A 22,998-nucleotide genomic window follows, 5' to 3' on the forward strand; every position below is an offset into this window, starting at 1 on the left:
TGCTCCGCCCGTCAGGTCCGGACACGAATCGCGCAATTCCGGACTTGGCACTGTTCTCGGCTCCGCCCCCATTGCCGTCGTACCCGTCTGCCGCTACGTTGACTGTCACCTCGGCCGGGGCCAGGAAAGGACATCACCGGGTGTCGGACACGCGCAGCTCAGCGCGGCTCTCTGCCGCAGGGCGCCAACCCGCGAAAGCGCGGGGATCCAAGGCGCCCAAGATCGTCGTGTTCGCTTTGTACGACAAGGTGACGCTGCAGGATGTCGCCGCGCCACTCGAAATATTCGCCCGGGCAAATGATTTCGGAGCGCACTACCGGGTGATCTTGGCCTCGCCCACAGGCGAGGCCGTCGACACGACGTCGTTCGTCTCATTGAATGTCGATATGTCGCTGGCCGAGGTGCCCGACCGGATCGACACACTGATCGTCCCTGGCGGGGTGCCGCCCGACTTCTCATTCACGCCCGGCGAGCACGATATCCCCGAAGAGCAGACGCCGGACGTCGTTGCGGCGGCATTGCAGATGGTGGGTGAACTGGCGCCGCGGGCCCGGCGGGTCGCCTCGGTGTGCACCGGCGCATTCGTGCTGGCCTCCCTCGGTCTACTGGACGGCCGCCGGGCGACCACGCATTGGGCGCACTGCCAGGAGCTGGCACGTACGTATCCCGAGATCGAAGTGGTGCCGGACTCGCTGTTCGTCCAGGACGGGCCGTACATCACAGGAGCGGGAATCAGCGCGGGCATCGACCTCGGCCTGGCCATGGTGGAAAGCGATTACGGTCCCGACGTGGCCCGGCGGGTGGCGCGTTGGATGGTGGTGTTCTTGCAGCGCCCCGGCGGTCAAGCCCAGTTCAGCGTCTGGACCGAGGCTGCGCTGCCGGTCGAGAGTGGACTTCGCGAGATCCTCGACTCGGTGGTTGCCGATCCGGGCGCCGATCATTCGATCGCGGCGATGGCTGAACGTGCTGCGGTCAGCGAACGACACCTGGTACGCATGTTTCACGATCAGGTCGGATTGACCCCGGCCCGGTTCGTCGAACAGGCGCGACTCGAGGCGGCGAAAGTGCTACTGGCGACGGGAGATCACGGTCAGGAAGCCGTCGCGCGCCGGGCCGGCTTCGGGTCTGCGGACACCATGCGGCGCGCGTTTCGGCGCGCTCTCGGGGTCTCACCCAGCACATATCGAAGCCGGTTCCGTACCACCGGCATCCACCGCTAGCCGATTCCCCTCCCACGCCCTGCCATCCGGGTAACGAAGCACGATGGACTGGAGGCCGGCAACCCTTGTCCCATAACGCTACGGCGAGTAGCGTAACCCCGCGTGACGCGTAGCTTCCACGTGGGACAGCCGTTCGATACGCCGGACGTCGACATCACCAAGGCCCTCGAGGACGTCAGCATCCCCACCCTGCTGCTGTCGTTGGTGCACATCACGGGCGACCCGTCCTACATCAGGGACTTCAAGCAGGCCGGACTGTTCCTCAACGAGGTACAGGGCTTCATGAGCGAAGAGGACAAGGCTCGCGCCCGCGCCGCCGCGCTGCCGGTCATCGCCGACTACCGCGACCGCGGCTGCCCGGTACCCGACCCGCTACCCTCCGAACTGGTCAAAGAGATGCTCGACTGGGCCGCCTGCGAACCCGTCGACCAGGACAATATGGCGCTGATGCTCGAAGAGCTGGATCTGGAGGGTGCCGACCCCAGGCGCCCGACGGCACTCCAGGACACCGACGACTTCAGTGTCATCGTCATCGGCTGCGGAGAGTCCGGTGTACTGGCGGGCGTGCGGCTCACCCAAGCCGGCATTCCCTTCACCATCGTGGAGAAGAACACCGGCCCCGGCGGAACCTGGTGGGAGAACAGCTATCCCGGCGCGCGTGTCGATGTCGCCAACCACTTCTACTGTTTCAGCTTCGAACCGAGCAATCACTGGGACCACTTCTTCGCCGAACAACCCGAGCTGCGCCAGTACTTCCGCGAGGTGGTGGACCGGCACGGCCTGGAACCGCACATCCGGTGGAACACCGAGGTCCTCTCCGCCACCTGGCAAGACGAGCGCTGGCATGTCACGGTGCGTACTGCCGACGGCACGCAGACGCTCACCGCCAACGCCGTGATCACCGCCGTCGGCCAGCTCAACCGGCCACAGATCCCCGAATTTCCCGGGGCGCAGACGTTCGCCGGACCCGCATTCAACTCGGCGAAGTGGGATCACACCATCGATGTCACCGGTAAGCGCGTCGCACTGATCGGCGCCGGCGCCAGCGGATTTCAGATCGCCCCGGCCATCGCGGACAAGGTGGCGCATCTGACGGTGTTCCAGCGGACCGCCCAGTGGATGTTCCCCAACCCGATGTATCACGACCGGGTACCCGAGGGCGCCCGCTGGGCCATGCAGCACCTGCCGTTCTACGGCCGGTGGTACCGGTTCCTGCTGCTGTGGCCCGGCGCGGACAAGGGTCTCGACGCCGCCCGGGTCGACCCCGACTACCCAGACCAGCAGAACGCCGTCAGCGAGATCAACGCCCTGGCTCGCATCATGTTCACCGACTGGATCACCACCCAGGTCGGTGACGATCCCGAACTGCTCGCCAAGGTGCTACCCGACTATCCGGCCACCGGCAAGCGCACCCTGCAGGACAACGGCAGCTGGCTGTCCACCCTCAAGCGCGACAATGTCGATCTGATCCGCACTCCGATCGAGCGCATCACGCCGACCGGGATCGTCACCACCGACGGCGTCGAGCACCACGCCGATATCCTCGTGTACGCCACCGGCTTTCGAGCCACCGATGTCCTGTTCCCGATGACGGTCACCGGCCGCGACGGGACCGACCTACACGCCCAATGGGGCAGCAGACCGTTCGCCTACCGCGGAATCACGGTGCCCGGCTTTCCCAACTTCTTCATGACCTACGGACCCGGCACGCACCTCGCGCACGGCGGCAGCCTCATCATGAACTCGGAGTTGCAGATGCGCTACATCAACAAGTGCCTCGAGCACCTCATCACGGCGGGACTGCGATCCATGGAGCCCCTACCCGAACCCACCGCCGCGTGGCATGCCCGGTCCCAGGACGCGATCCGCAAGACGGTGTGGGCGCACCCGTCGGTCAAGCATTCGTATTTCAAGAACGCCGACGGCGAGATCCACACCGTCAGCCCGTGGCGACTGTCCGAATATCGTTCCGCCATCGATGAACCCATCTTCTCCGACTATCAGGAGGCATGAGTATGCGCGCGGTCGTCGTCGACAATGCGGGACAGATCAGCGTCGCCGAGCGGCCCGACCCGGTGTTACCCGGCCCCGATGGCGCCATCGTCGAGGTGAGCGCCACCGGCATCTGCGGATCGGACCTGCACTTCCTGGAAGGCCACTACCCCATCGTCGACCCCGTCGCCCTCGGACATGAGGCGGTCGGCACCGTCGTCGAAATCGGCTCGGAGGTAGCCGGATTCGCTGTGGGCGACCGAGTCCTGGTGTCCTCGGTCGCCGGCTGCGGACGCTGTCCCGGCTGCGCGACACACGATCCGATCCGCTGTGTCAGCGGACCGCGGATCTTCGGCTCGGGAGCGCTCGGTGGTGCGCAGGCCGATCTGCTCGCCGTGCCCGCGGCGGACTTTCAGCTGCTGGCCCTGCCGGACGGTATCGACACCGACCAGGCACTGCTTCTCACCGACAACCTGGCCACCGGCTGGGCCGCCGCCAAACGTGCCGACATCCCGATCGGCGGGACGGTCGCGGTGATCGGGCTCGGCGCGGTCGGCATGTGCGCGTTACAGAGTGCCTTCGCTTTGGGCGCTGCCACGGTTTTCGCCGTCGACCCGGTGGCGGCCCGTCGCGCCCGCGCGACGGTGCGGGGGGCCGTCGCGGTGTCGCCGCCGTCAGGACAGCAGGTGCGGGAGTTCACCGACGGTCTCGGCGCTGACTCGGTGATCGACGCCGTCGGCACCGACGCCTCCATCAACGATGCGCTCGACACCGTACGTACCGGTGGGACGGTGTCGATTGTGGGCGTGCACGACCTGCAGCCCTACCCACTCCCCGCACTGGCCTGCCTGATCCGCAGCCTGACCATCCGGCTGACCACCGCCCCGGTGCAGCAGACCTGGCCCGAACTGATCCCGCTGCTGCAGGACGGTCGGCTGGATGTCGGCGGAATCTTCACCACCACAATGCCGTTGGACGCGGCGGCCGCCGGATATGCGGCGGCCATGTCACGCTCGGGCGAACACCTGAAGATCCGGCTGGTACCGTAGCCGGCTCGAAGTCGTTTCTACGCGTGGGTCGCGATGTTCGGCGAACGACGACCCTCAGGTGGAAAGCGCCGCGATAGCTAGGCGAACGTCCCCTTGAGATAAGCGGTGATCGCGTCGGTGTCGGCCGGACCCGCGTAACCCAGGTAGCCGTCGGGACGCACCGCCACGGCCGGGGACGGGTAGACACGCGCGAAATCTCCTGCGGCATCCCGAATCAGCGGCAGATCGGTGGCGTCGACCGCGGCGTCCAGGTCCGCGAGGACGTAGACGTCGACGAGGCCGTGCGCCGCAACCCGCGCCGCCGCGGCCACCGACTCGAGATCGGCCACGGTGGTCGCCGCCGCAGCGTGCAGCAGAACGGTGTGCTGCGCCCCGTCCAGAAGGGTGAATAGCCGGAACGGGTCGGTCACTGCCGGCCGGGTCAATCCGCGGGCGTCCGGCGCCCTCGCGCCCGCGCCCTCGGCCACGATGGGGCTGCCCGCGTAGTCGATGAGCAACTGAGCCTCTCGGCGCATGAACAAGCCGACGTCGGTGGAGTCGGTGCCTTGGCCTTCGCGCGCGCTGCGGACGGTGCGCCCGACCACTTCCTCACCGACCGGGCGGCGTTCGGCGTCATAGCTTTCCAACAGACCCGGCGCGCCGGCACCCGATACCGCCAGCGCGAGCTTCCATGCCAGGTTGTGCGCGTCCTGAATGCCGGTGTTCATCCCCTGCGCGCCGGTCGGCGGATGGATGTGCGCGGCGTCGCCCGCGACGAACACCCGGCCCCGCCCATACGCGTCGACGATGCGGTGGCTGATCCTAAACACCGAGGACCAGCGCAGGTTCCGTGCAGTGGTGGGCTCGGGGGCGAGTCGGTCCAGCACGGCCTGAAGATGGCTCAGCTCGGGCTTCTTCCCACCTTCGAACCCGTGCTGCACACCACCGGACGCGTCGGTGCGAAGCTCCGGCGGCACCAGCATGGAGATCCGGTATCGTCCCCTGCCGGGCAGCGGAATGCACACCAGCAGGTCATCGATCACCCCGTCGGTCTGATGCATTGACCGCACCGTGTATCCGTGGGGAAGCGACCAATCCACCTCGACATCGCCGAGCATGTACTGCTCCTCGAAAGCCGCTCCCTCGAAGCTGAGCCCCAGGCCCTTGCGCACCGCCGAGTGCGCCCCGTCGGCGCCCACCAGATACCGCGCACGCACCGTCCGCTCGCCGGCGTCACCGGACAAGGTCACGGTGACGCCGTCGACGTCCTGGTCGAACCCTACGACGCGGACGCCACGCTCGATGGCCACACCCCGCGCCGCAAGTTCGTCGCGCAGGATGGTCTCGGTGGCGTATTGGGGCAGCCCGATGAATTGGAACGGGATGTCGGCGGGCAAGGCCAGCTCGATCTGTCCTGCAGGCGCACCGTTGACGTAGACGAGTTGCCCGCGCAGTTGCACCGCGGCGTCGAGGACCCGCGACAGCAGCCCCATCCGCTCGAAGATCTCCAGCGTCCGCGGTTGTACCCCAACTGCTTTCGCGTACTGAGGAGGTTCGATCAGCGGGTCCACGATGCGAACCGAGACACCGCGCCGAGCGAGTTCGATGGCGACGGTCAGCCCGGTGGGGCCAGCTCCGGCGATGAGTATCTCGGTGTCGGCCACGCCGAGATTATGCAGCAGAGTCAACGCCTACCGGGCAGATGTGTCCTCTACGTGTCGGCGCAGGTTGTCCCGCAGGGTGGCCACCCCGCGCTGCAAGATGCGCAGCTCGTCCAGGGACAGGCCGGTCGCGGCGACCAGATCCATCTCCGCGCCCTGCTCACGCAGCGCGCGGCCCGCGTCGGTCAGGCTGACGAGCACCTGGCGTTCGTCGCGCGGATCGCGGGCACGGGTGACCAAGCCCACCGATTCGAGTTTCTTCAGGATCGGCGTGAGGGTGTTGGACTCCAGGAACAGCTTGTCACCCAGCTGCCCGACCGTCTGGTGGTCTTCCTCCCAGAGCGCGACGATCGCGATGTACTGGGTGTACGTGACACCCAGTTTGTCCAGGATCGGCTTGTAGGCCCGCCCGTAGGCAAGGTTGGCCGAGTAGACCGCGAAGCACATGAAGTCGGCGAGCTTCGGAACATCCGGTGTCATCTCCCCAGCGTAGCCAAAAATAATCGGATCCGATTTAATCGGATGGGAATGATCTGCCGGAACCACCCGTTCTGGGTTGTGCAACGAACACAACAAGCCGAGGGAGTCCCCACATGTCCGTCCTCTACACCGCCCAGACCCACACCACCGGTGGCCGCCAGGGTGAGTCCTACAGCGCCGACGGCAACCTCGACATCCAGCTCACCCCGCCCGGGGCCAACGGCACCGGTACCAACCCCGAGCAGTTGTTCGCCGCAGGCTGGTCCGCCTGCTTCATCGGCGCAATGGGTGTGGCCGCGGCCGCCCAGAAGGTGAAGCTGCCCGCCGACACCGCCGTGGACGCGGAGGTAGACCTGCTCAACACCGACGGCGCATTCTCATTGCAGGCCCGGCTGAACGTCAGCGTGCCCGGTGTGGATCGCGAGATCGCCCAGAAGATCGTGGACGGCGCGCACCAGACCTGCCCGTACTCGAAGGCCACCCGCGGCAACATCCCGGTGACCGTCACCCTGGTCTGATCGCGCACGGCCAAGCTCCACCGCCGGCTACTGACGTCCCGTAGCCGGCGGTCGGCTGTTCGGCGCGCTGCCTTTACTCGGCGAGATCCAGCGTCGGCGTCGGCCGGGAGAATCCGCGGGTGACGCCGAGCAACCAGACAAACCCGATCGCCAGCCAGATCAATCCGACGATCAATGCGGTACCGGACAGGCTGGTCCAAAGCCACAGCGTGAGCACGAAACCGATCAGAGGCAGTACCAGGCTGCCGAGCAGTTGCGCACCCGCCCGGTGCTTCAGATCGACGAAATAGTGCTTGATCACCGACAGGTTTACCACCGAGAAGGCCACCAGCGCACCGAAACTGACCACCGAGGCCAGCAGCGCCAAGTCCACGAACACCGCCGCCAGCGAGATGACGGAGACGAACCCGATCGCGTACACGGGTGTGCTGAAGCGCACCGAGACGTGGCCGAATACCTTGCGCGGCAGGATGCCGTCACGGCCCATCGCGAAGAGAATTCGCGCCACCGACGCCTGCGAGGTGATCGCCGACCCCAGCGCACCGGCAACATAGGCGGCGGTGAAGAAGGAGTTCAGGAACTGCCCACCTGCGGTCGTCATGACCTCCAGGGAGCCTGAGTCGACATCGGCGAATTGGTTGGCCGGGTACACCAGCTGCGAGATGTACGACAGCAAGATGAAGATCAGGCCCGACACCACGGTGGCGATCATGATGGCCCGCGGGACCGTCCGCTTCGGGTCCTTGGCTTCTTCGGAAAGCGTTGAAACCGCATCGAAGCCGAGGAAGGACAGGCACAGGATGGCCGCGCCGGCCAGGATCGGGTCGAAGCCGCCGGCCGACCCATCGCCGCGCAAGGGGGCCATCGCGTCGACCGTTCCGGAGTGCGAGATCGCGATGAACGCCATGACGACGAACACCACGATGAAGATCGCCTGGATACCGATGATGAGGAAGTTGGCCCGGTCGACCGACACGATGCCGACGATGTTGAGCACGGTCACGATCGCGATGGTGACCAGGACGATTGCCCATGCCGGGATGGCCGGGATGGCGGCGTTGAGATAGATGCCGATGACGAGGTAGTTGAGCATCGGCAGGAACAGATAGTCGAGCAGCAGCGACCAGCCGGCGAGGAAACCGATCGGTGCGCCGAACGACTTCTGCGTGTACGTATACGCCGATCCGGCCACGGGATACGCCATCGCCATGCGCGCGTACGAACGCGCGGTGAACACCATGGCCGCCAGCGTGACCAGGTAGGCCACCGACAGCCGGCCACCGGTGGTCTCGGTGACGATGCCGTAGGTGGTGAACACCGTCAGCGGCACCATGTACACCAGCCCGAACAGGACCAGCGACGGGAGCCCGAGCACTCGCTTCAGGTTGCCTTCGGTTTCCGCGATCGTCTCAGACATGTTGGCGCCTTTCACTGTTCGGCTGCGTACGCGCGCCGGCCCTGCAGATAGGTGCCGCGCACCCGCAACCCGGGCAGGTCCAGCGCAGCAGTGGTGGTCGGATCGCCGTCCAGCCAGACCAGATCGGCGCTGGCGCCCGGCACGAGGCGGCCCCAGGCGTTCTCGGCGAAGGCCTGATACGCCACGGCCGCGGTATAGGACGACAGCGCCCGGTCGATGGGCACGATCTCCTCGGGAATCCAGCCGCCTTCGGGATCACCCTCGGCGGTGCGCCGCGACACCGCAACCGCGATGCCGTCCAGCGGCGCCCCGGAGGACACCGGCCAGTCCGAGCCGAAGGCCAGTGCCGCCCCGGTGTTTTCGAGCGTGTGCATCCGGTACTGCTTATCGGCACGCTCGACACCCAGTCGAGGGATGGTCAGCACCGTCATCAGCGCATCCATCTGCGCCCACAACGGCTGCATGTTGGGAATGACACCGAGCGCGGCGAACCGGTCGATATCCGCGTCATCGATCAGCTGGGCGTGCGCGATGACGGGCCGCCGGTCCCGGGGACCGTTGTGCGCCACCACGTACTCGATGGCGTCGAGCGCCTGGCGCACCGCGGCATCGCCGATCGCGTGGATATGGATCTGGAATCCCAGTTCGTCGACCCGGCGGGCGGCCTCGGCCAGCGAATCGCCTTCCCACAGCTGCATTCCGTGACTATGCAGGCCCGAACAGTACGGCGCCAAAAGCGCCCCGGTCTCGTTCTCCACCACCCCGTCGGCGAAGAACTTCACCGTGTTGGCGGTCAGCAGCGGCGATCCCGCCTGCTGCACCCGATCCCGCGCGGACGCGTATTGCGTTACCTGCGAATCGAAATGACGCGGGTCGGCATAGAACGCCAGATTGAACCGCATCCGCAGCGCGCCCTGCTCGGCGGCGGCGATATAGGTGTCGACGTCGGCCGGCTCCACCCAGGCGTCCTGCACCCAGGTGACACCACGGGCCAGAAAGTAGTCGGCCGCGGTACCGAGCGCCGCGATGCGCACGGCCTCGTCCCGGGCCGGCATGACATTGCTGACCAGGTCGGTGGCACCCCATTCCCGCAGGGTGCCCAGCACGGATCCGTCCGCACGGTGCGGGATCTCCCCGAGCACCGGATCGTCCATATCCCCGGTGATCCCGGCGCGCAGCAACGCAATGGAGTTCACCCAGAACGTGTGGTAGTCCCACGCCCGCAGCACGACCGGCCGATCCAGTACAGCGGCATCGAGCCAGCGTGCGTCGAACAGACCACCCGGCGCCAGGCTGCCGTCATAGGACGCACCGACGATCCATTCCTCGTCCGGATTCTCGGCAGCGAATCTGGCTACCTCCGCAACGATTTCGTCGACCGACCCACACTGACGCACCTGGGGGCCCGCAGCCTCCAGCCCGCCGTACAGGGGGTGCGCATGCCCGTCCCCGAAGGAGGGCATGAGGAATCCGCCCTCCAGGTCCACCGTCTCGTCCGCTTGCCCTTCGCGGGCCTGCTGCCCCAGCGCCACGATGACGCCGTCGGCGATGAGCAGTGCATCCGAGGTCTGCGCCCCGGTCCAGATTGTTCCGTTGTCAAACAGTGTCGCCACCCGGGGCACTGTACGCCCAGACATCTACGCGCGCTCGGTATTCGGCGAGGGCTGCTGCTGGGTGATGCAGTGGATACCGCCGCCCCGCTCGAACAGTGGCCGGGCATCCACACCGACCACGGTGCGCCCGGGATACTGTTCGGCCAGGATGGCGGCGGCGTCGGCATCGCGGGGATCGCCGAAGCTGCAGGCGATCACCCCGCCGTTGACCACCAGGTGGTTGATGTAGCTGTAGTCGACGTAGCCTTCGGCGTCGGTGAGGGTATCCGGTGCGGGCATGTCCACGATGTCGAAGCGATCCTCCAGTGCATCTCGAATCTCTTTGCACACCTTGGTGTCCGGATGTTCGTCGGCGGTCTGTGTGTGCAGCAGCAACCGTCCCGGTGCGGTGATCGCGGCGACGATGTCGACATGTCCCCTGGTACCGAAGCGCTGCGAGTCGCGGGTGAGCCCACGCGGCAACCACACGACATCGGTCGCGCCGATGGTGCGCGCCAACTCCGCCTCGACCTGAGCCTTGCCGAGCCCGGGGTTACGTCCGGGGTCGAGTTGCACGGTCTCGGTGACCAACACGGTGCCGTGCCCGTCGACCTGGATACCGCCGCCCTCGTTGACCAACTCCGAGTTGACGATCGGGACGCCGGCCAGCTCCGCCACGGTCGCGCCGATCTTCTCGTCCCGATCCCAGCGCGCCCAGTCCTGAGCGCCCCATCCGTTGAACACCCAGTTCACCGCGGCCACCGAGCCGTCCTCGGCGTGCACGAAGGTCGGTCCGATATCGCGCATCCACGCGTCGTTCAGCGGTGCTTCGACGATCTCGATCGATTGGGAGACATAGCGTTTGGCCGCAGTCAGCTCGGCCGGATCGACCAGCATGGTGACCGGTTCGAACTCGGCGATGGCGTGCGCGACCGCCGCCCAGGTGGACCTGGCCTCGTGGTGCTCACTTTCGGTGTCACCGAGCGAATACCCCGCCGACGGGAAGGCCATCCACACCCTGTCCTGCGGCGCGGCCTCCGCGGGCATGACGTACGTCATTTGACCACCGCTGTCGCCGCATGCCCCGCACCGTACGGACGCTCGGGGTCGACGGGCGCGGTCAGTGCGCCGTAGCTCTCGGGCCGGCGGGTCAACAGGAACGGGAACAGCTCCAGCCAGTCGCGACGCTGGTCCAGGTCGAGATCGGCCACCAGCACGGCCTCCTCGTCACGCGGGGCCGACACCAGCACCCGGCCATAGGGATCCGAGATGAACGACGAACCGTAGAACGACAGCGCGCCCTCGTTCCCGGTGCGGTTGGGGACCACCATGAACAGCCCGCTGTTGATGCCGTTGGCGACGATCACCTGCTGCCACAACGGCTGGGTGTCGAAGGCCGGGAACACCGGCTCGGATCCGATGGCCGTCGGGTAGACGACGATCTCGGCACCACCGAGCGAGTAGCTGCGGGCCACCTCGGGGAACCACTCGTCCCAACAGGTCGGCATGCCCAGCCGCGCGCCGAGACCCTCGGGCTCGTAGACGGGGTACGCATTCTCTGCCGGCCCGGCCCGAAAGTAGGTGTCCTCGTAGTAGCCGGCCGAGATCGGGATGTGCATCTTGCGGGTACGCCCGACCAACTCCCCGGACGGAGATACCAGGATTGCCGTGTTGTAGCCCAGACCGTCTGCGGCAGGGGCCTTTTCATAGAGGGAGGCGTGCACGAAGATGCCGTTGGCGCGGGCAGCCTCGGCGGCCAGGGCGAAGGTCGGGCCTTCGGTCAGTTCCTCCGCAGCGTCCCCGGGATTCGGGCCGGCCTGGACGTCGGCCGGGTAGCGCAGCAGGGTGATCTCGGGCAGGAACACCACCCGGGCCCCCTCGCCCGCGGCTCGGTCGATGCCGCCCCGCAGCACCCGGGCCAGTTCGGCAGCGTCGTCACGCCAGCGGTGTTGCACGAGCGCGACGCGCAGCGGGTCCCGATCGGAGGCGGTGGTGCGCGACAGCGGAGCGGGCGCGGCTGCGGTCAAGGTGAGCATGTCGATACCCCTAAAACGAATTGATTTCGTTTATTGTGTGATGGACGCCACGACTTCGCAAGTGTTCGGAGAAATTCGCATGGGCCGACCTTCAGTTCCGATCCTGTCCACCGACCGCATCGCACGGGCGGCGATGGACCTGGTCGCTGCGACCGGCGGATTCACCATTCCGGACCTGGCCCGCAAGCTGAAGGTCAGCCCGTCCTCGCTGTACAACCACGTCACCGGCCGCGAACAGATCGTCGAACTGCTGCGCGAGATCGCGATGAGCGAGGTCGAGCTCCCCGAACTCGACGGCCCATGGGCCGAGGTGGTCGCCGCGATCATGCGGTCGTATCGACGGAGCTACGCCCGGTACCCCCGATTGATCCCCTTGATGACGGCGTACCCGGTGAGCAGCCCGCACGCGGTCGAGATGTACAACGCGCTCGCCCTGACGCTCACCCGCGCGGGCTTCGGACCCGACGAGACGCTGCACATCATCACCCTCATCGACAATTTCGTCCTCGGCTCCGCACTGGACGCGGCCGCACCCGAAACACCATGGGGCTCAAGTCCGGACGTCGCACCCGAGTTCGCTGCCGCCTTGGCCACCGGTGACCACCGGCCGGGCCGCGCCGACGAGGCCTTCGAGTTCGGTCTGACCGTGCTGCTGCGGGGCATCGGCGGGCCGTAATCTGCCCCAGTGGACAACGATGCGCTGCTGCGGCAACTGCAGGACGACGTGATCATCATCCAGGCGACTGCCCTGGCCGGCGGCCCGGATCTGGAGCGGCAGGTACCCACCTGCCCGGGTTGGACCGTCACCGATCTGCTCGCCCACCTCTGGGTTGTCGAGTCCTGGGTGCGCTCGATCCTGCGTGGCCGGGAGCCGCAATCCACCCCGGAGCCGGGTCCCGCACCCGTCGCCGATTTCATCGACGGCATCCCCGACTTCCTCACCGCGCTGCGCGCCGTTGCCGCCGACGAACCGTGCTGGAATTTCGGGCCGCCGCCCAGGACCGCGGGCTGGTGGATCCGCCGCCAGGCCCATGAGCACGCCATCCATCGCGTCGACCTGGAATCCGCCTTCGGCACCACACCCGTCTTCGACGCGGCGTTCGCCGCCGACGGCGTCGACGAGGTCGTGTCGATGTTCTACCCCCGCCAGGTGCGCATGGAGCGCAGCGAGCCGGTGTCCGAACCCCTGCGGATCGTGGCCGCCGACACGGCAGACACCTGGACCCTCGGCGACGGCGAGCCCGTTACCACCCTGACCGCAGATGCCCAGACGCTCTACCTGGGACTGTGGAAACGCCTCGACCTGCCTGCCGTTGCCCGGATCGACGGCGACGAGGCCGCCGCGCGGCGCACACTCGGGCTGGCGTTGACGCCGTAACCGCCGCCCAGTGTGGGCCCTGTGCACGCGTTTCGACGGGACAGCGTGCACAAGACCCACAATCGGCGTACCAGAGAAGACTTAGCTAGTCTCGCAGCGTGTCGACACATCTGTCCCGGCGCGGTTTCCTGGCGATGACGGCGGGGGTGGCACTGGTGGCCGCGTGCAGCCCCGAGGCCAAACCGGGCACCGTGGCCAAGGACGGGTCGGTGACCGTCAAGCACGCGTTCGGGGAGACCAAGATTCCCGCAGCGCCCACACGGGTGGTCAGCGCGGGCCTCAACGAACAGGACTTCCTGCTGGCGGTGGGTGTGGTGCCGATCGCGGTGACGGACTGGTTCGGCGGGCAGCCGTTCGGGGTCTGGCCCTGGGCCACCGCGAAACTCGGCTCGGCGCAGCCTGCGCTGCTGAACCTGGCCAACGGTATCGACACCGACGCCATTGCCGCGCTGAAACCCGACCTGATCGTCGCCACCAACGCCGGGCTGGACAAGGACACCTACGACAAGCTCGCCGGGATCGCGCCGACCGTCGCGCAGTCCGGCCAGGAGGCCTTCTTCGAACCGTGGAAGGACCAGGCCACCACCATCGGGCAGGCGGTCTTCAAGCACGACGAGATGCAGCGGCTCGTCACCGAGGTGGACGACAAGTTCACCACCGCGGGCAAGAACAGCGGGCAGTTCGCCGGGCGCACCGCACTCCTTCTGGAGGGCGCGCTCAGCGCCGACCACCTCCTGGTCTGCACCGGATGGCGCAGTGAATTCCTCACCGAACTCGGCTTCTCGGTACCGACGGTGGACTCCCCGGTGCCGCGCGACAAGTTCAAAACCGAGCTCGGCAGCGCCGACGTGTTGATCTGGACCACCGACAGCGACGCCGCCCGGGATGCCCTGCTGACCGAACCGGATATCGCCGCCCGCACGAAACACAACGTGTTCACCGACCCCGAGCTGGCCGCGGCCATCATGTTCTCGTCGCCGTTGTCCTTGCCCCTGGTCGCCGATCGGCTACCGCCGCTGCTGGCGGCGGTGGTGGGCTAGCAACCGGCCCACAGGAATGGCCTGACAAGATATCCGGGTGATCAGCACCGAGGACCGTGAGCCGACCCGTTTCGCGCAGATGGGTTCGGCCTACTATCCGGTCTTCGTCGCGGTGTTCACCGCCCTGGTCATCATCTCCAACGTCACCGCGACCAAGGGCGTGGCGTTCGGGCCGATCCTCACCGACGGTGGCTTCATCGTCTTCCCGCTGACCTATGTGATCGGTGACGTGCTCTCCGAGGTCTACGGATTCAAGGCGGCCCGCAAGGCCATCTTGCTGGGATTCGCGATGAACATCCTCGCGGCCCTCATGTTCTGGGTGACCCTGTACCTCCCGGCGGCCGACTTCTACGAGAACCAGCCGCACCTGGAGAACGTCGTGCACGCCTACACCCAGCTGATCGTCGCCGGCCTGGCCGGCTTCATCGTCGGGCAGACCATCAACGCCTGGGTCGTGGTGGCCATCAAGGAGCGCACCAAGGAGAAGCACCTGTGGGCGCGACTGGTCGGGTCCACCTTCGCCGGTCAGCTCGGCGACACCCTGGTGTTCTGCACCATCGCCGCGGGCGCCATCGGCATCACCACCTTCAAGGATCTCGCCGTCTACACCGCACTGGGCTGGATCTACAAGACCGCGGTCGAGATCGTGATGCTGCCGATCACCTACCGGGTGATCGCGTACGTCAAACGCCACGAACCGACGTACGCACTGGCTGCCTAAGTCGGCTTTAAGGCTCCTCTGGCAAAGCTCACAGACCGCGGCGCAATGAACTTACCCGGCGGTAGCGTTGGTAGATGACCGTCACTACGGATTCGCCGGTGCTCAGCACCGTTCGTGAATACGGGGATCAGGCACTGCTCCTCGAGTTCGGCAGCACCGCCGAGGTATTGGCCTGGGCCGCTGCCATCCGCCACGCCGACCTGCTCGGTGTGCTCGACATCGTCCCCGCGTCGCGCACCATCCTGCTCAAGCTTGCCGGGCCGCGTTATGTCGCCCCGACCCGGCAACGGCTGAGCAAGGTGCGCGTCGACCACGAGGCCACCGCACCGCCGGCCGGACCCGATGTGGTGATCGAGGTCGTCTACGACGGTGCCGATCTCGACACGGTCGCCGAGCTGACCGGTTTGAGTCCCGCCCAGGTGATCGCCGCGCACACCGGCAGCCTGTGGCAGGTCGGGTTCGGTGGATTCGCACCGGGTTTCGCCTATCTGGTGGGCGGCGACCCTCGCCTGCACGTGCCACGGCGCTCGGAGCCACGCACCCGGGTCCCCGCCGGCGCGGTGGCCCTGGCCGGCGAGTTCAGCGGTGTCTATCCGCGCGAGACGCCCGGCGGCTGGCAGCTGATCGGGCGCACCGATGCCGTCATGTGGGATATCAACCGCGACCGGCCCGCCCTGCTGGTGCCCGGTATGACCGTGCGATTCGAGGAGGCACGATGAGCGTCACGCTGGAGGTGCTGCGCACCGGGCCGTTGGCTCTGGTGGAGGATCTGGGCCGGCCCGGGCTGGCGCACATGGGCGTCACCCGTTCCGGTGCGGCCGACCGGCGCGCCCACACACTGGCCAACCGACTGGTCGCCAACCCGGGTGAGCACGCCACCGTCGAGGTCACCTTCGGCGGATTCTCGGCCCGGGTGCGCGGCGGGGATGTGGCGATCGCGGTGACCGGAGCGGACACCGATCCGTCGGTCAACGGGAAGCCGTTCGGCACCAACAGCATTCACTACGCCCATGACGGCGAGGTGATATCGCTTGGCGCGCCGCACTCCGGGCTTCGCAGCTATCTCGCGGTGCGCGGCGGCATCGACGTGGCCCCGGTGCTGGGCTCACGCAGTTACGACGTGATGTCGGCGATCGGTCCGGCCCCGCTGCGCGCCGGCGATGTGCTGCCGGTCGGCGAACACACCGCCGAGTTCCCCGAACTGGACCAGGCGCCGGTGGCCTCCATCGAGCCGGACATTCTGGAGATGCACGTGGTGCCCGGCCCGCGGGACGACTGGTTCGTCGATGCGGACATCCTGGTCCGCACCAACTGGCTCGTCACCAATCGCAGTGACCGCGTCGGCATGCGCCTCGTCGGCATGCCGTTGGAGTACCGCTGGCCCGATCGGCAGCTTCCCAGTGAGGGCGCCACCCGCGGCGCAATCCAGGTACCCCCCAACGGTTTCCCGGTGATTCTGGGGCCCGATCATCCGGTCACCGGCGGCTACCCGGTGATCGGCGTGATCACCGACGACGATCTGGACAAGGTCGGCCAGGCCCGGCCGGGGCAGACCATTCGGTTGCACTGGTCGCACCCGCGCGGCCCGGTGCAGTAGGCGACTGCTCCTGGTAGAACGACAGGTATGGCTGCATACACCGCACGCCTGATCCACACCGCCGATCTCGACGGTGAAACGCGAGCCGACGCCCGCAAGATGGTGCTCGACGCGTTCGCGGGCGACTTCACCGACGCCGACTGGGAACATGCGCTGGGCGGGATGCACGCGCTCGTCTGGCACCACGGCGCGATCATCGCCCACGGGGCCGTGGTGCAACGCCGGCTGCTGCACCAGGGCCGCGCCCTGCGCTGCGGGTACGTCGAAGCGGTCGCCGTGCGTGCGGATTGGCGCGGACAGGGGCTGGCGGGAGCCGTGCTGGACGCCGTCGAGCAGGTGCTGCGGGGCGCCTACGAGGTTGGTGCGCTCAGTTCCTCAGACGCGGGACGCTCGCTGTACGACGCGCGCGGCTGGGTGAAGTGGCGGGGCGCAACCTCCGCGCTGACCCCGTCGGGTATCACCCCGACCCCCGATGACGACGGAGCCGTCTACGTGTTGCCGTTGACCGCACAACTCGACCCCGACGGGGGTCTGACCTGCGATTGGCGGGACGGCGACATTTGGTGAAACCGTTGCCCACGGATCTCACAGGAGTACTCTGGCGGCAGTGAGCGGAAGTTCACAGCTGGGCTATCGCAGAGAGTGTTCGCGCAACATAGCCTTCCTAACGTGGGTGGCATGCGCAGCCCGCAGCACCTTCGCGATGACGCGACACACCTCGGCAACGGCCGAGTAACCCGCCCGAAACATGAGCTGAATACACAGGTGCCATGAACGAACCTGATTGGGCTCCGCTCACCGGGTTCCGGGTTGCGGTCACCTCGGCCCGGCGTTCCGAGGAGCTGAGCGCACTGCTGACGCGGCGCGGTGCCGACGTCACGAGCGCGGCCGCCATCGCCATGGTCCCGCTGCCCGACGACGACGAACTGCGCACCAACACGGAGGCCCTCATCGCGGCCCCGCCGGATATCGTCATCGCCACCACCGGGATCGGGCTGCGCGGGTGGATCGCCGCCGCCGACGGCTGGGGACTGGCCCGCGAACTGACCTCCGCGCTGTCCAAGGCGCGGATTGTGTCCCGCGGGCCGAAGGCCACCGGGGCGTTACGCGCGGCCGGCCTGCCCGAGGAGTGGTCGCCGGAATCGGAGTCCTCCCGCGAACTGCTGCACTATCTGCTGGAGGGCGGCATCGTCGGCATGCGGATAGCAGTCCAGTTGCACGGTGCCACCGACGAGTGGGATCCGTTCCCGGAATTCCTCGACGAGTTGATGGCCGCCGGAGCCCACGTGGTGCCCATCCGGGTGTACCGGTGGCACCCTGCACCGCGCGGTGGCGCCTTCGACCAGATGGTGATGGCCATCGCCGATCAACGATTCGATGCCGTGAGCTTCACCTCCGCCCCCGCGGTCGCGGCCACGTTGTTGAGGGCGGCCGAACTCGGTGTGGAGGACTCGTTGCTGCACGCGTTGCGCACCACCGTGCACGCCATGTGCGTCGGCCCCGTGACCGCCCGGCCGCTGGTCCGGCTCGGCGTGCCCACCTCGGCCCCGGAACGGATGCGCCTGGGTGCGCTGGCCCGGCACATCACCGATGAGCTGCCGCTGCTGCAGTCCCGCCGTATCCGGGTGGCCGGACATGTCCTGGAGATCCGGGGCACCTGCGTGATGGTCGACGAGGTGGTCAAGGAACTCCCGCCGGCGGGTATGGCCACCATCCGCGCGCTGGCGCACCGGCCGGGCGCGGTGGTGTCACGCGCCGACCTGCTGGGTGCCCTGCCCGGCAGTGGCACCGACACCCACGCCGTCGAAACGGCGGTGCTGCGGTTACGAACGGCGCTGGGCGACAAGAACATCGTCACGACCGTCGTCAAGCGCGGTTATCGGCTGGCCGTGGACGAATTCCCGGTGGGTGCATGATGAGTTACGTCTTGGTGGCGCACGGCACCCGTAAGGCCGGCGGGGTGAACATGATCGGCGAGCTGGCGCAGCGCGTCTCCTCGGTGTTGGACCGTGAGGTGCGCGTGGCGTTCGTCGACGTCCTCGGGCCGACGCCGTGCGAGGTGCTCGATTCGTTGCCCGCACACGAACCGGCCGTCGTGGTGCCGGCGTTCCTGGCCGGTGGCTACCACGTGCGGGTGGACGTGCCCGCCCATGTCGCGGCCAGCGGACACCAGCGGGTCGTTGTCACCCAGCCGCTGGGGCCATGCCACGGAACGGTGCGGGTCATGGCCGACAGACTCTTCGAATCGGGCTGGCGGCCAGGCGATTCCGTCATCCTGGCGGCCGCGGGCACCTCGGATCGCAGTGCGCAGTCCGATCTGCGTAAGACCGCGGCGATGCTATCGGCCCTAACGGGAGACCGCGTAGAGCTTGCTTTCGCCGCTACCGGGGCCCCCACCGTCGCGGAGGCCGTCCAGGCTGCGCGCCACCGCACGGATGGACGGGTGGCGGTCGCGTCCTATCTGCTGGCCGACGGGCTTTTCCAGGATCGGCTGCGTGCCTCCGGTGCCGATATCGTCGGCGACCCACTCGGCATCCACCCGGGCATGGTCCGGCTGATCGCCGGCAGGTTCCGCCGAGCCGGTGCGGTCGGCCTGCCCACCGCGGCGTAGCCGGCCCAGGTACGGGACCGCAGACACGGACCCCAGCAGCACCGCTCCCCCAAGGGCAACCGCCGCGGCCACCGTCCGCCGGGTGTCGATCAACCCGTCGCACTGTTCTGCGTAGTCGCTGGTCTCGAACTGCGGCCCGCTCAGGATGTTCTGGTCGAAGTTGAGCCGGTCCACCTTGGCGGCAACCTCGAAATCGGGACGGAAGCCGTCCCCGCACGGAATGGGTGCGCCGCTGCGGTCCACCGCCCCGAGTCCGACGGCTGTGGCGAGGGCCAGCAGCGAGCCCAGCACCCCTGCCGCTCCGACCAGTGTCGCTACCGAACGCATCCCCATACCGCCCCCCACTTCAGGATCGATACTAGTCAGTGCCGGCGAATGGCTCGAGTCGGCCGCCCGATGTTCACCTGCGCGAAAGGTCGGCAGCAATTACCAGATGGCGCAGCACTTTTCAAATTGAACTCGACGTTCGAGGTTGACATAACGCAACTGGTCGGACGCGTCGCGCTCCTCGGCTACTATCTCTGCGATGGCTTCACAATGGGGGGCGGCGCAGCTACGGGAGTGGCTGCTCACCGCGTTAGACGACACGGACGGGACGATGACCACCGCGGAACTGCGCGACTACGTGCAGCTCAAGGGCAAGGCTCTGGGCAAAGGCGCGGTGATCGAGTCGGTCTATCGGAATCTCACCGTGTTGGAGCGGCGTGGGGACGTCGTGCGCCGGCCCGGACCGGGCCGGGATGCCCACTGGGCCGCTGCCGCTACACAGCGATCTGCACAAGACCGTCCGGCGTAAGCCGGGTCCGGAACACCGCGACCGACACGTCCGGGTCGTCCAGGCAACTGCCGTCGTCAAAGGCGAAGGCCTGCTTCTTGATTGGTGTCTGTACGCAGGCGCGACCGGCACGGTCCCCAACGATCCCACGTGACATCACCGCGGCACCGGAGAACGGGTCGATATTAGAGACGGCGTGCAGCGACCCGTCGTCCAGGCGGAACAGTGCCACCTGGGTCTGGTCGGGCAACAGCACGCCCACGCCGCGGCACGGCAGCAGCCGGTCGTACGGGCAGGCTTCGACCCATTCCCAGTCGCCCTGGGCGTCAACGTCTTTGCGGTCGTCGAGCAAGGTCATGACTTCTCCTGAACTGGCCGCAGGGTGGGCATCCCGATCGGCACCTTGCGGCCGGAGGATTCGGTGAACTCGATCGTGGGATCCACCACATCGGGCGCGTTGACGAACGACACGAAACGCGACAGCTTCTCCGGGTCGTCGAGCACACCTTTCCATTCGCAGGCGTAGCCGGCGACGTGCCGCTCCATGGCTGCCTCGAACTCCGCGGCCAGGCCGAGCGAGTCGTTGCACACCACATCACGGAGGTGATCGAGTCCGCCGTCCATGGCCTCCAGCCACGGCGCGGTGCGCTGTAGCCGGTCCGCGGTGCGGATGTAGAACATCAGGAACCGGTCGATGTACCGCACCAGGGTCTCGTCGTCGAGGTCACTGGCCAGCAGTTTGGCGTGCCGTGGCGACATACCGCCGTTGCCGCACACGTAGAGGTTCCATCCTTGTTCGGTGGCGATGACCCCGACATCCTTGCTCTGGGCCTCCGCGCACTCACGAGCGCAGCCCGACACCGCCATCTTGATCTTGTGTGGTGAACGCAGACCGCGGTAGCGCTTCTCGATCTCGACGGCCATGTTCACCGAATCCTGCTGGCCGTACCGGCACCACGTGCTACCCACGCAACTCTTCACGGTGCGAAGGGATTTGCCGTAGGCCTGACCCGATTCCATGCCGCCTTCGACCAGGCGCCGCCAGATCTCGGGCAACTGGTCGACCCGGGCGCCGAACATGTCGATCCGCTGCCCGCCGGTGATCTTGGTGTAGAGGTCGAAATCCCTGGCGATCTCGCCGATCAGGATCAGCTGCTCCGGGGTGATCTCGCCGCCGGGCGACCGCGGCACCACCGAGTAGCTGCCGTTGCGCTGGATATTGGCCAGGAAGTGGTCGTTGGAGTCCTGCAGCGAAGCCTGCTCACCGTCGAGCACGTGATCCGAACTGGTGGATGCCAGGATGGACGCGACCGTGGGTTTGCAGATATCGCAACCCTTTCCGGTGCCGAACTTCTCGATGAGGCCGGAGAACGTGCGGATCTCGGTGGCACTGACGATCTCGAACAGCTCGGCACGCGACTGACCGAAGTGCTCGCACAACGCCTTGGACTGCTCGACACCCTCGGCCTCCAGCAGCTGCTTGAGCAGCGGCACACATGATCCGCACGAGGTGCCGGCCAGGGTGCACTTCTTCAGGCCGGCGACGTCGTCACAGCCACCGCAGATGGCCTCCTTGAGATCACCTTTGGTGACGTTGTTGCAGGAGCAGATCTGGGCGAGATCGGGCAGCGCCCCGACACCGAGTGCCGGTGAGTCGCCGTCGGTCACCGGGGCGATGAGTGCCAGCGGGTCGCCGGGCAGCTCGCTGGCCACCATGGGCCGCAGCACACCGTAGGCCGACGCGTCGCCGACCAGGATGCCGCCGAGCAACGTCTTGGCGTCATCGGAGAGCACCAGTTTGGCGTAAGTCTGCTTGACCGGGTCGTTGACCACGACCTCCAGGCAGTTCGGCGTATGTCCTTGGGCATCACCGAAACTCGCGACGTCGACGCCGAGCAGCTTGAGCTTGGTCGACATGTCCGCGCCGGGGAACTCGGCCTCGCCACCGAGGAGCCGGTCGGCCACCACCTCTGCGGTGGTGTAGCCGGGGGCCACCAGCCCGTAGCAGCGGCCTTCGATGGCAGCCACCTCGCCGATGGCGTAGATGTGCGGATCGCTTGTGACGCAGGAAAGGTCGGTGAGCACGCCACCGCGTTGAGCGATGTCCAGGCCTGCGGCGCGGGCCAGTTCGTCCCGCGGGCGCACACCGGCGGCGAAGACCACCACGCCGGCGTCGATGATGCTGCCGTCGTTGAGTGTGACCCGCATCGAATCGTCGACGGCGGATTTACGGATGGGCCGGTGCCGCTGCGCCGGGGCGATGCTCTCGGTGGCCACCGCGGTGTGCACTTCGATACCGAGGCTTTTGATCATCCGACTCAGCAGCACACCGCCGGCCTCGTCGAGTTGGTTGGCCATCAAGTGCGGCGACATCTCCAGCACATGGGTGGTGAGCCCGAACCCACGCAGGGCGTTGGCCGCTTCCAGGCCGAGCAGGCCGCCGCCGATGACGACACCGACCGGGGTGCTCGTGGCCAGGGCGGTGTTCGCGCCCGCCCGGATGGCGTCCAGGTCATCGAGGGTGCGGTAGACGTGCACCTGCGGCAGGTCGTGTCCGGGTACCGGGGGCACGAAGGCGTACGACCCGGTGGCCAGCACCAGGGCGTCGTATTCCAGCACCTGGCCGTCGGCGGCGGTCACGGTCTTGGCGGCCCGGTCGATCTCCCGGGCCGCCAAGCCGAGGTGCAGCACGACGTCGTTGTCGCCTGCATAGTCGTTACCGGACAAGGCCAGCGCGGCCCGGTTCCAGTGCTCGGTGTATCCCGTCAGACCGACGCGGTCGTATGCCGCATCGGCTTCCTCGGACAGGATGGTGACCCGCCAGGAGCCTTCGGTGTCCCGGGATCGCAGGGCTTCGACGAACCGGTGTCCGACCATGCCGTGTCCGACCACGACAACATGCTTGGCTGAGTGCATACCACGACGTTAGGGA

Annotated in this window: 22 protein-coding genes; 14 read left to right on the forward strand and 8 right to left on the reverse strand. The window is 67.3% G+C overall.

From position 1 onward, the window contains the following. The first annotated feature begins 221 nt into the window (after positions 1-221). The 3 genes from H7J86_RS12310 (at position 222) to H7J86_RS12320 (ending at position 4,261) form a co-directional block, all read left to right on the forward strand. Positions 222-1,220, forward strand: a complete 999-nt coding sequence (locus tag H7J86_RS12310; protein WP_267292897.1) for a GlxA family transcriptional regulator — start codon at positions 222-224, stop codon at positions 1,218-1,220. A gap of 102 nt (positions 1,221-1,322) precedes the next feature. Further along, entirely contained in the window at positions 1,323-3,233 is a 1,911-nt protein-coding gene (locus H7J86_RS12315) for a flavin-containing monooxygenase (RefSeq protein WP_267291255.1), read from the forward strand. Positions 3,234-3,235: 2 nt separating this feature from the next. Then, complete coding sequence (locus tag H7J86_RS12320) at positions 3,236-4,261, forward strand: alcohol dehydrogenase catalytic domain-containing protein (protein WP_267292899.1); 1,026 nt, start codon at positions 3,236-3,238, stop codon at positions 4,259-4,261. A gap of 77 nt (positions 4,262-4,338) precedes the next feature. On the opposite strand, the gene H7J86_RS12325 is transcribed toward H7J86_RS12320, so the two are convergent. Both H7J86_RS12325 and H7J86_RS12330 read right to left on the reverse strand, forming a co-directional pair. Further along, on the reverse strand, positions 4,339-5,904 hold the full coding sequence (locus tag H7J86_RS12325) for an FAD-dependent monooxygenase (RefSeq protein ID WP_267291257.1): 1,566 nt from the start codon (positions 5,902-5,904) through the stop codon (positions 4,339-4,341). A 27-nt stretch (positions 5,905-5,931) separates the two neighbouring features. Further along, positions 5,932-6,381: a MarR family winged helix-turn-helix transcriptional regulator gene (locus H7J86_RS12330; protein WP_267291260.1), complete on the reverse strand. Its 450-nt coding sequence runs from the start codon at positions 6,379-6,381 to the stop codon at positions 5,932-5,934. 113 nt (positions 6,382-6,494) lie between these two features. Here H7J86_RS12330 and H7J86_RS12335 point away from each other — a divergent pair, with 113 nt between their 5' ends. Beyond that, a complete protein-coding gene (locus tag H7J86_RS12335) occupies positions 6,495-6,899 on the forward strand; it encodes an organic hydroperoxide resistance protein (RefSeq protein WP_090362801.1) in 405 nt (134 codons plus the stop codon). Positions 6,900-6,972: 73 nt separating this feature from the next. On the opposite strand, the gene H7J86_RS12340 is transcribed toward H7J86_RS12335, so the two are convergent. From H7J86_RS12340 to H7J86_RS12355, 4 genes are read right to left on the reverse strand one after another with little or no spacing between them, the layout of a single operon-like run. Next, positions 6,973-8,316, reverse strand: coding sequence for an APC family permease (locus H7J86_RS12340; RefSeq protein ID WP_267291262.1), 1,344 nt, complete (start codon positions 8,314-8,316; stop codon positions 6,973-6,975). Positions 8,317-8,327: 11 nt separating this feature from the next. Next, on the reverse strand, positions 8,328-9,953 hold the full coding sequence (locus H7J86_RS12345; RefSeq protein WP_267291265.1) for an amidohydrolase: 1,626 nt from the start codon (positions 9,951-9,953) through the stop codon (positions 8,328-8,330). Further along, positions 9,954-10,967 carry an agmatine deiminase family protein gene (locus H7J86_RS12350; protein ID WP_267291268.1) on the reverse strand — a complete coding sequence of 338 codons (1,014 nt, stop codon included), beginning with the start codon at positions 10,965-10,967 and terminating at the stop codon, positions 9,954-9,956. Continuing rightward, positions 10,964-11,944 carry a nitrilase-related carbon-nitrogen hydrolase gene (locus tag H7J86_RS12355; protein ID WP_267291270.1) on the reverse strand — a complete coding sequence of 327 codons (981 nt, stop codon included), beginning with the start codon at positions 11,942-11,944 and terminating at the stop codon, positions 10,964-10,966. Before H7J86_RS12355 ends, H7J86_RS12350 begins: the two co-directional genes overlap by 4 nt. A 79-nt stretch (positions 11,945-12,023) precedes the next feature. On the opposite strand from H7J86_RS12355, the gene H7J86_RS12360 reads away from it, so the two are divergent. From H7J86_RS12360 to H7J86_RS12405, 10 genes are all read left to right on the forward strand, one after another. Continuing rightward, entirely contained in the window at positions 12,024-12,620 is a 597-nt protein-coding gene (locus tag H7J86_RS12360) for a TetR/AcrR family transcriptional regulator C-terminal domain-containing protein (RefSeq protein ID WP_267291272.1), read from the forward strand. A gap of 9 nt (positions 12,621-12,629) precedes the next feature. Continuing rightward, positions 12,630-13,322 (forward strand): maleylpyruvate isomerase family mycothiol-dependent enzyme, encoded by a 693-nt coding sequence (locus H7J86_RS12365; RefSeq protein ID WP_267291275.1) that lies wholly within the window; start codon positions 12,630-12,632, stop codon positions 13,320-13,322. 98 nt (positions 13,323-13,420) lie between these two features. Then, complete coding sequence (locus H7J86_RS12370) at positions 13,421-14,362, forward strand: ABC transporter substrate-binding protein (protein WP_267291277.1); 942 nt, start codon at positions 13,421-13,423, stop codon at positions 14,360-14,362. Between the two features lie 79 nt (positions 14,363-14,441). After that, complete coding sequence (locus tag H7J86_RS12375; RefSeq protein ID WP_167160567.1) at positions 14,442-15,083, forward strand: queuosine precursor transporter; 642 nt, start codon at positions 14,442-14,444, stop codon at positions 15,081-15,083. Between the two features lie 74 nt (positions 15,084-15,157). Then, positions 15,158-15,802: a 5-oxoprolinase subunit B family protein gene (locus H7J86_RS12380; RefSeq protein WP_167155807.1), complete on the forward strand. Its 645-nt coding sequence runs from the start codon at positions 15,158-15,160 to the stop codon at positions 15,800-15,802. Next, complete coding sequence (locus tag H7J86_RS12385; protein ID WP_267291280.1) at positions 15,799-16,680, forward strand: 5-oxoprolinase/urea amidolyase family protein; 882 nt, start codon at positions 15,799-15,801, stop codon at positions 16,678-16,680. Before H7J86_RS12380 ends, H7J86_RS12385 begins: the two co-directional genes overlap by 4 nt. 27 nt (positions 16,681-16,707) lie before the next feature. Then, positions 16,708-17,247 carry a GNAT family N-acetyltransferase gene (locus H7J86_RS12390; RefSeq protein WP_267291282.1) on the forward strand — a complete coding sequence of 180 codons (540 nt, stop codon included), beginning with the start codon at positions 16,708-16,710 and terminating at the stop codon, positions 17,245-17,247. Positions 17,248-17,450: 203 nt separating this feature from the next. Continuing rightward, positions 17,451-18,596: a uroporphyrinogen-III synthase gene (locus H7J86_RS12395; RefSeq protein WP_267291284.1), complete on the forward strand. Its 1,146-nt coding sequence runs from the start codon at positions 17,451-17,453 to the stop codon at positions 18,594-18,596. Continuing rightward, a complete protein-coding gene (locus tag H7J86_RS12400; protein ID WP_267291286.1) occupies positions 18,596-19,291 on the forward strand; it encodes a sirohydrochlorin chelatase in 696 nt (231 codons plus the stop codon). Before H7J86_RS12395 ends, H7J86_RS12400 begins: the two co-directional genes overlap by 1 nt. A gap of 526 nt (positions 19,292-19,817) precedes the next feature. Next, complete coding sequence (locus H7J86_RS12405; protein WP_090362821.1) at positions 19,818-20,087, forward strand: helix-turn-helix domain-containing protein; 270 nt, start codon at positions 19,818-19,820, stop codon at positions 20,085-20,087. On the opposite strand, the gene nirD is transcribed toward H7J86_RS12405, so the two are convergent. Both nirD and nirB read right to left on the reverse strand, forming a co-directional pair. Further along, positions 20,053-20,424, reverse strand: coding sequence for a nitrite reductase small subunit NirD (gene nirD / locus H7J86_RS12410; protein ID WP_167155797.1), 372 nt, complete (start codon positions 20,422-20,424; stop codon positions 20,053-20,055). The genes H7J86_RS12405 and nirD overlap by 35 nt on opposite strands. Continuing rightward, a complete protein-coding gene (gene nirB / locus H7J86_RS12415; RefSeq protein WP_267291288.1) occupies positions 20,421-22,982 on the reverse strand; it encodes a nitrite reductase large subunit NirB in 2,562 nt (853 codons plus the stop codon). The genes nirD and nirB overlap by 4 nt, the downstream gene beginning before the upstream one ends. Positions 22,983-22,998 lie beyond the last annotated feature (16 nt).

This window comes from Mycobacterium hackensackense (assembly GCF_025822555.1).
Classification (GTDB): Bacteria; Actinomycetota; Actinomycetes; order Mycobacteriales; family Mycobacteriaceae; genus Mycobacterium; species Mycobacterium fluoranthenivorans.

Bases quoted from the DNA above. Each gene is read 5' to 3' on its own strand.
- H7J86_RS12320 (WP_267292899.1), top strand. From the start codon at position 3,236: ATGCGCGCGGTCGTCGTCGACAATGCGGGACAGATCAGCGTCGCCGAG.
- H7J86_RS12330 (WP_267291260.1), bottom strand. From the start codon at position 6,381: ATGACACCGGATGTTCCGAAGCTCGCCGACTTCATGTGCTTCGCGGTC.
- H7J86_RS12390 (WP_267291282.1), top strand. From the start codon at position 16,708: ATGGCTGCATACACCGCACGCCTGATCCACACCGCCGATCTCGACGGT.
- H7J86_RS12360 (WP_267291272.1), top strand. From the start codon at position 12,024: ATGGGCCGACCTTCAGTTCCGATCCTGTCCACCGACCGCATCGCACGG.
- nirD (WP_167155797.1), bottom strand. From the start codon at position 20,424: ATGACCTTGCTCGACGACCGCAAAGACGTTGACGCCCAGGGCGACTGG.
- H7J86_RS12380 (WP_167155807.1), top strand. From the start codon at position 15,158: ATGACCGTCACTACGGATTCGCCGGTGCTCAGCACCGTTCGTGAATAC.
- H7J86_RS12335 (WP_090362801.1), top strand. From the start codon at position 6,495: ATGTCCGTCCTCTACACCGCCCAGACCCACACCACCGGTGGCCGCCAG.
- H7J86_RS12400 (WP_267291286.1), top strand. From the start codon at position 18,596: ATGAGTTACGTCTTGGTGGCGCACGGCACCCGTAAGGCCGGCGGGGTG.
- H7J86_RS12355 (WP_267291270.1), bottom strand. From the start codon at position 11,944: ATGCTCACCTTGACCGCAGCCGCGCCCGCTCCGCTGTCGCGCACCACC.
- H7J86_RS12405 (WP_090362821.1), top strand. From the start codon at position 19,818: ATGGCTTCACAATGGGGGGCGGCGCAGCTACGGGAGTGGCTGCTCACC.
- H7J86_RS12375 (WP_167160567.1), top strand. From the start codon at position 14,442: ATGGGTTCGGCCTACTATCCGGTCTTCGTCGCGGTGTTCACCGCCCTG.
- nirB (WP_267291288.1), bottom strand. From the start codon at position 22,982: ATGCACTCAGCCAAGCATGTTGTCGTGGTCGGACACGGCATGGTCGGA.
- H7J86_RS12350 (WP_267291268.1), bottom strand. From the start codon at position 10,967: ATGACGTACGTCATGCCCGCGGAGGCCGCGCCGCAGGACAGGGTGTGG.
- H7J86_RS12395 (WP_267291284.1), top strand. From the start codon at position 17,451: ATGAACGAACCTGATTGGGCTCCGCTCACCGGGTTCCGGGTTGCGGTC.
- H7J86_RS12385 (WP_267291280.1), top strand. From the start codon at position 15,799: ATGAGCGTCACGCTGGAGGTGCTGCGCACCGGGCCGTTGGCTCTGGTG.
- H7J86_RS12345 (WP_267291265.1), bottom strand. From the start codon at position 9,953: ATGTCTGGGCGTACAGTGCCCCGGGTGGCGACACTGTTTGACAACGGA.
- H7J86_RS12340 (WP_267291262.1), bottom strand. From the start codon at position 8,316: ATGTCTGAGACGATCGCGGAAACCGAAGGCAACCTGAAGCGAGTGCTC.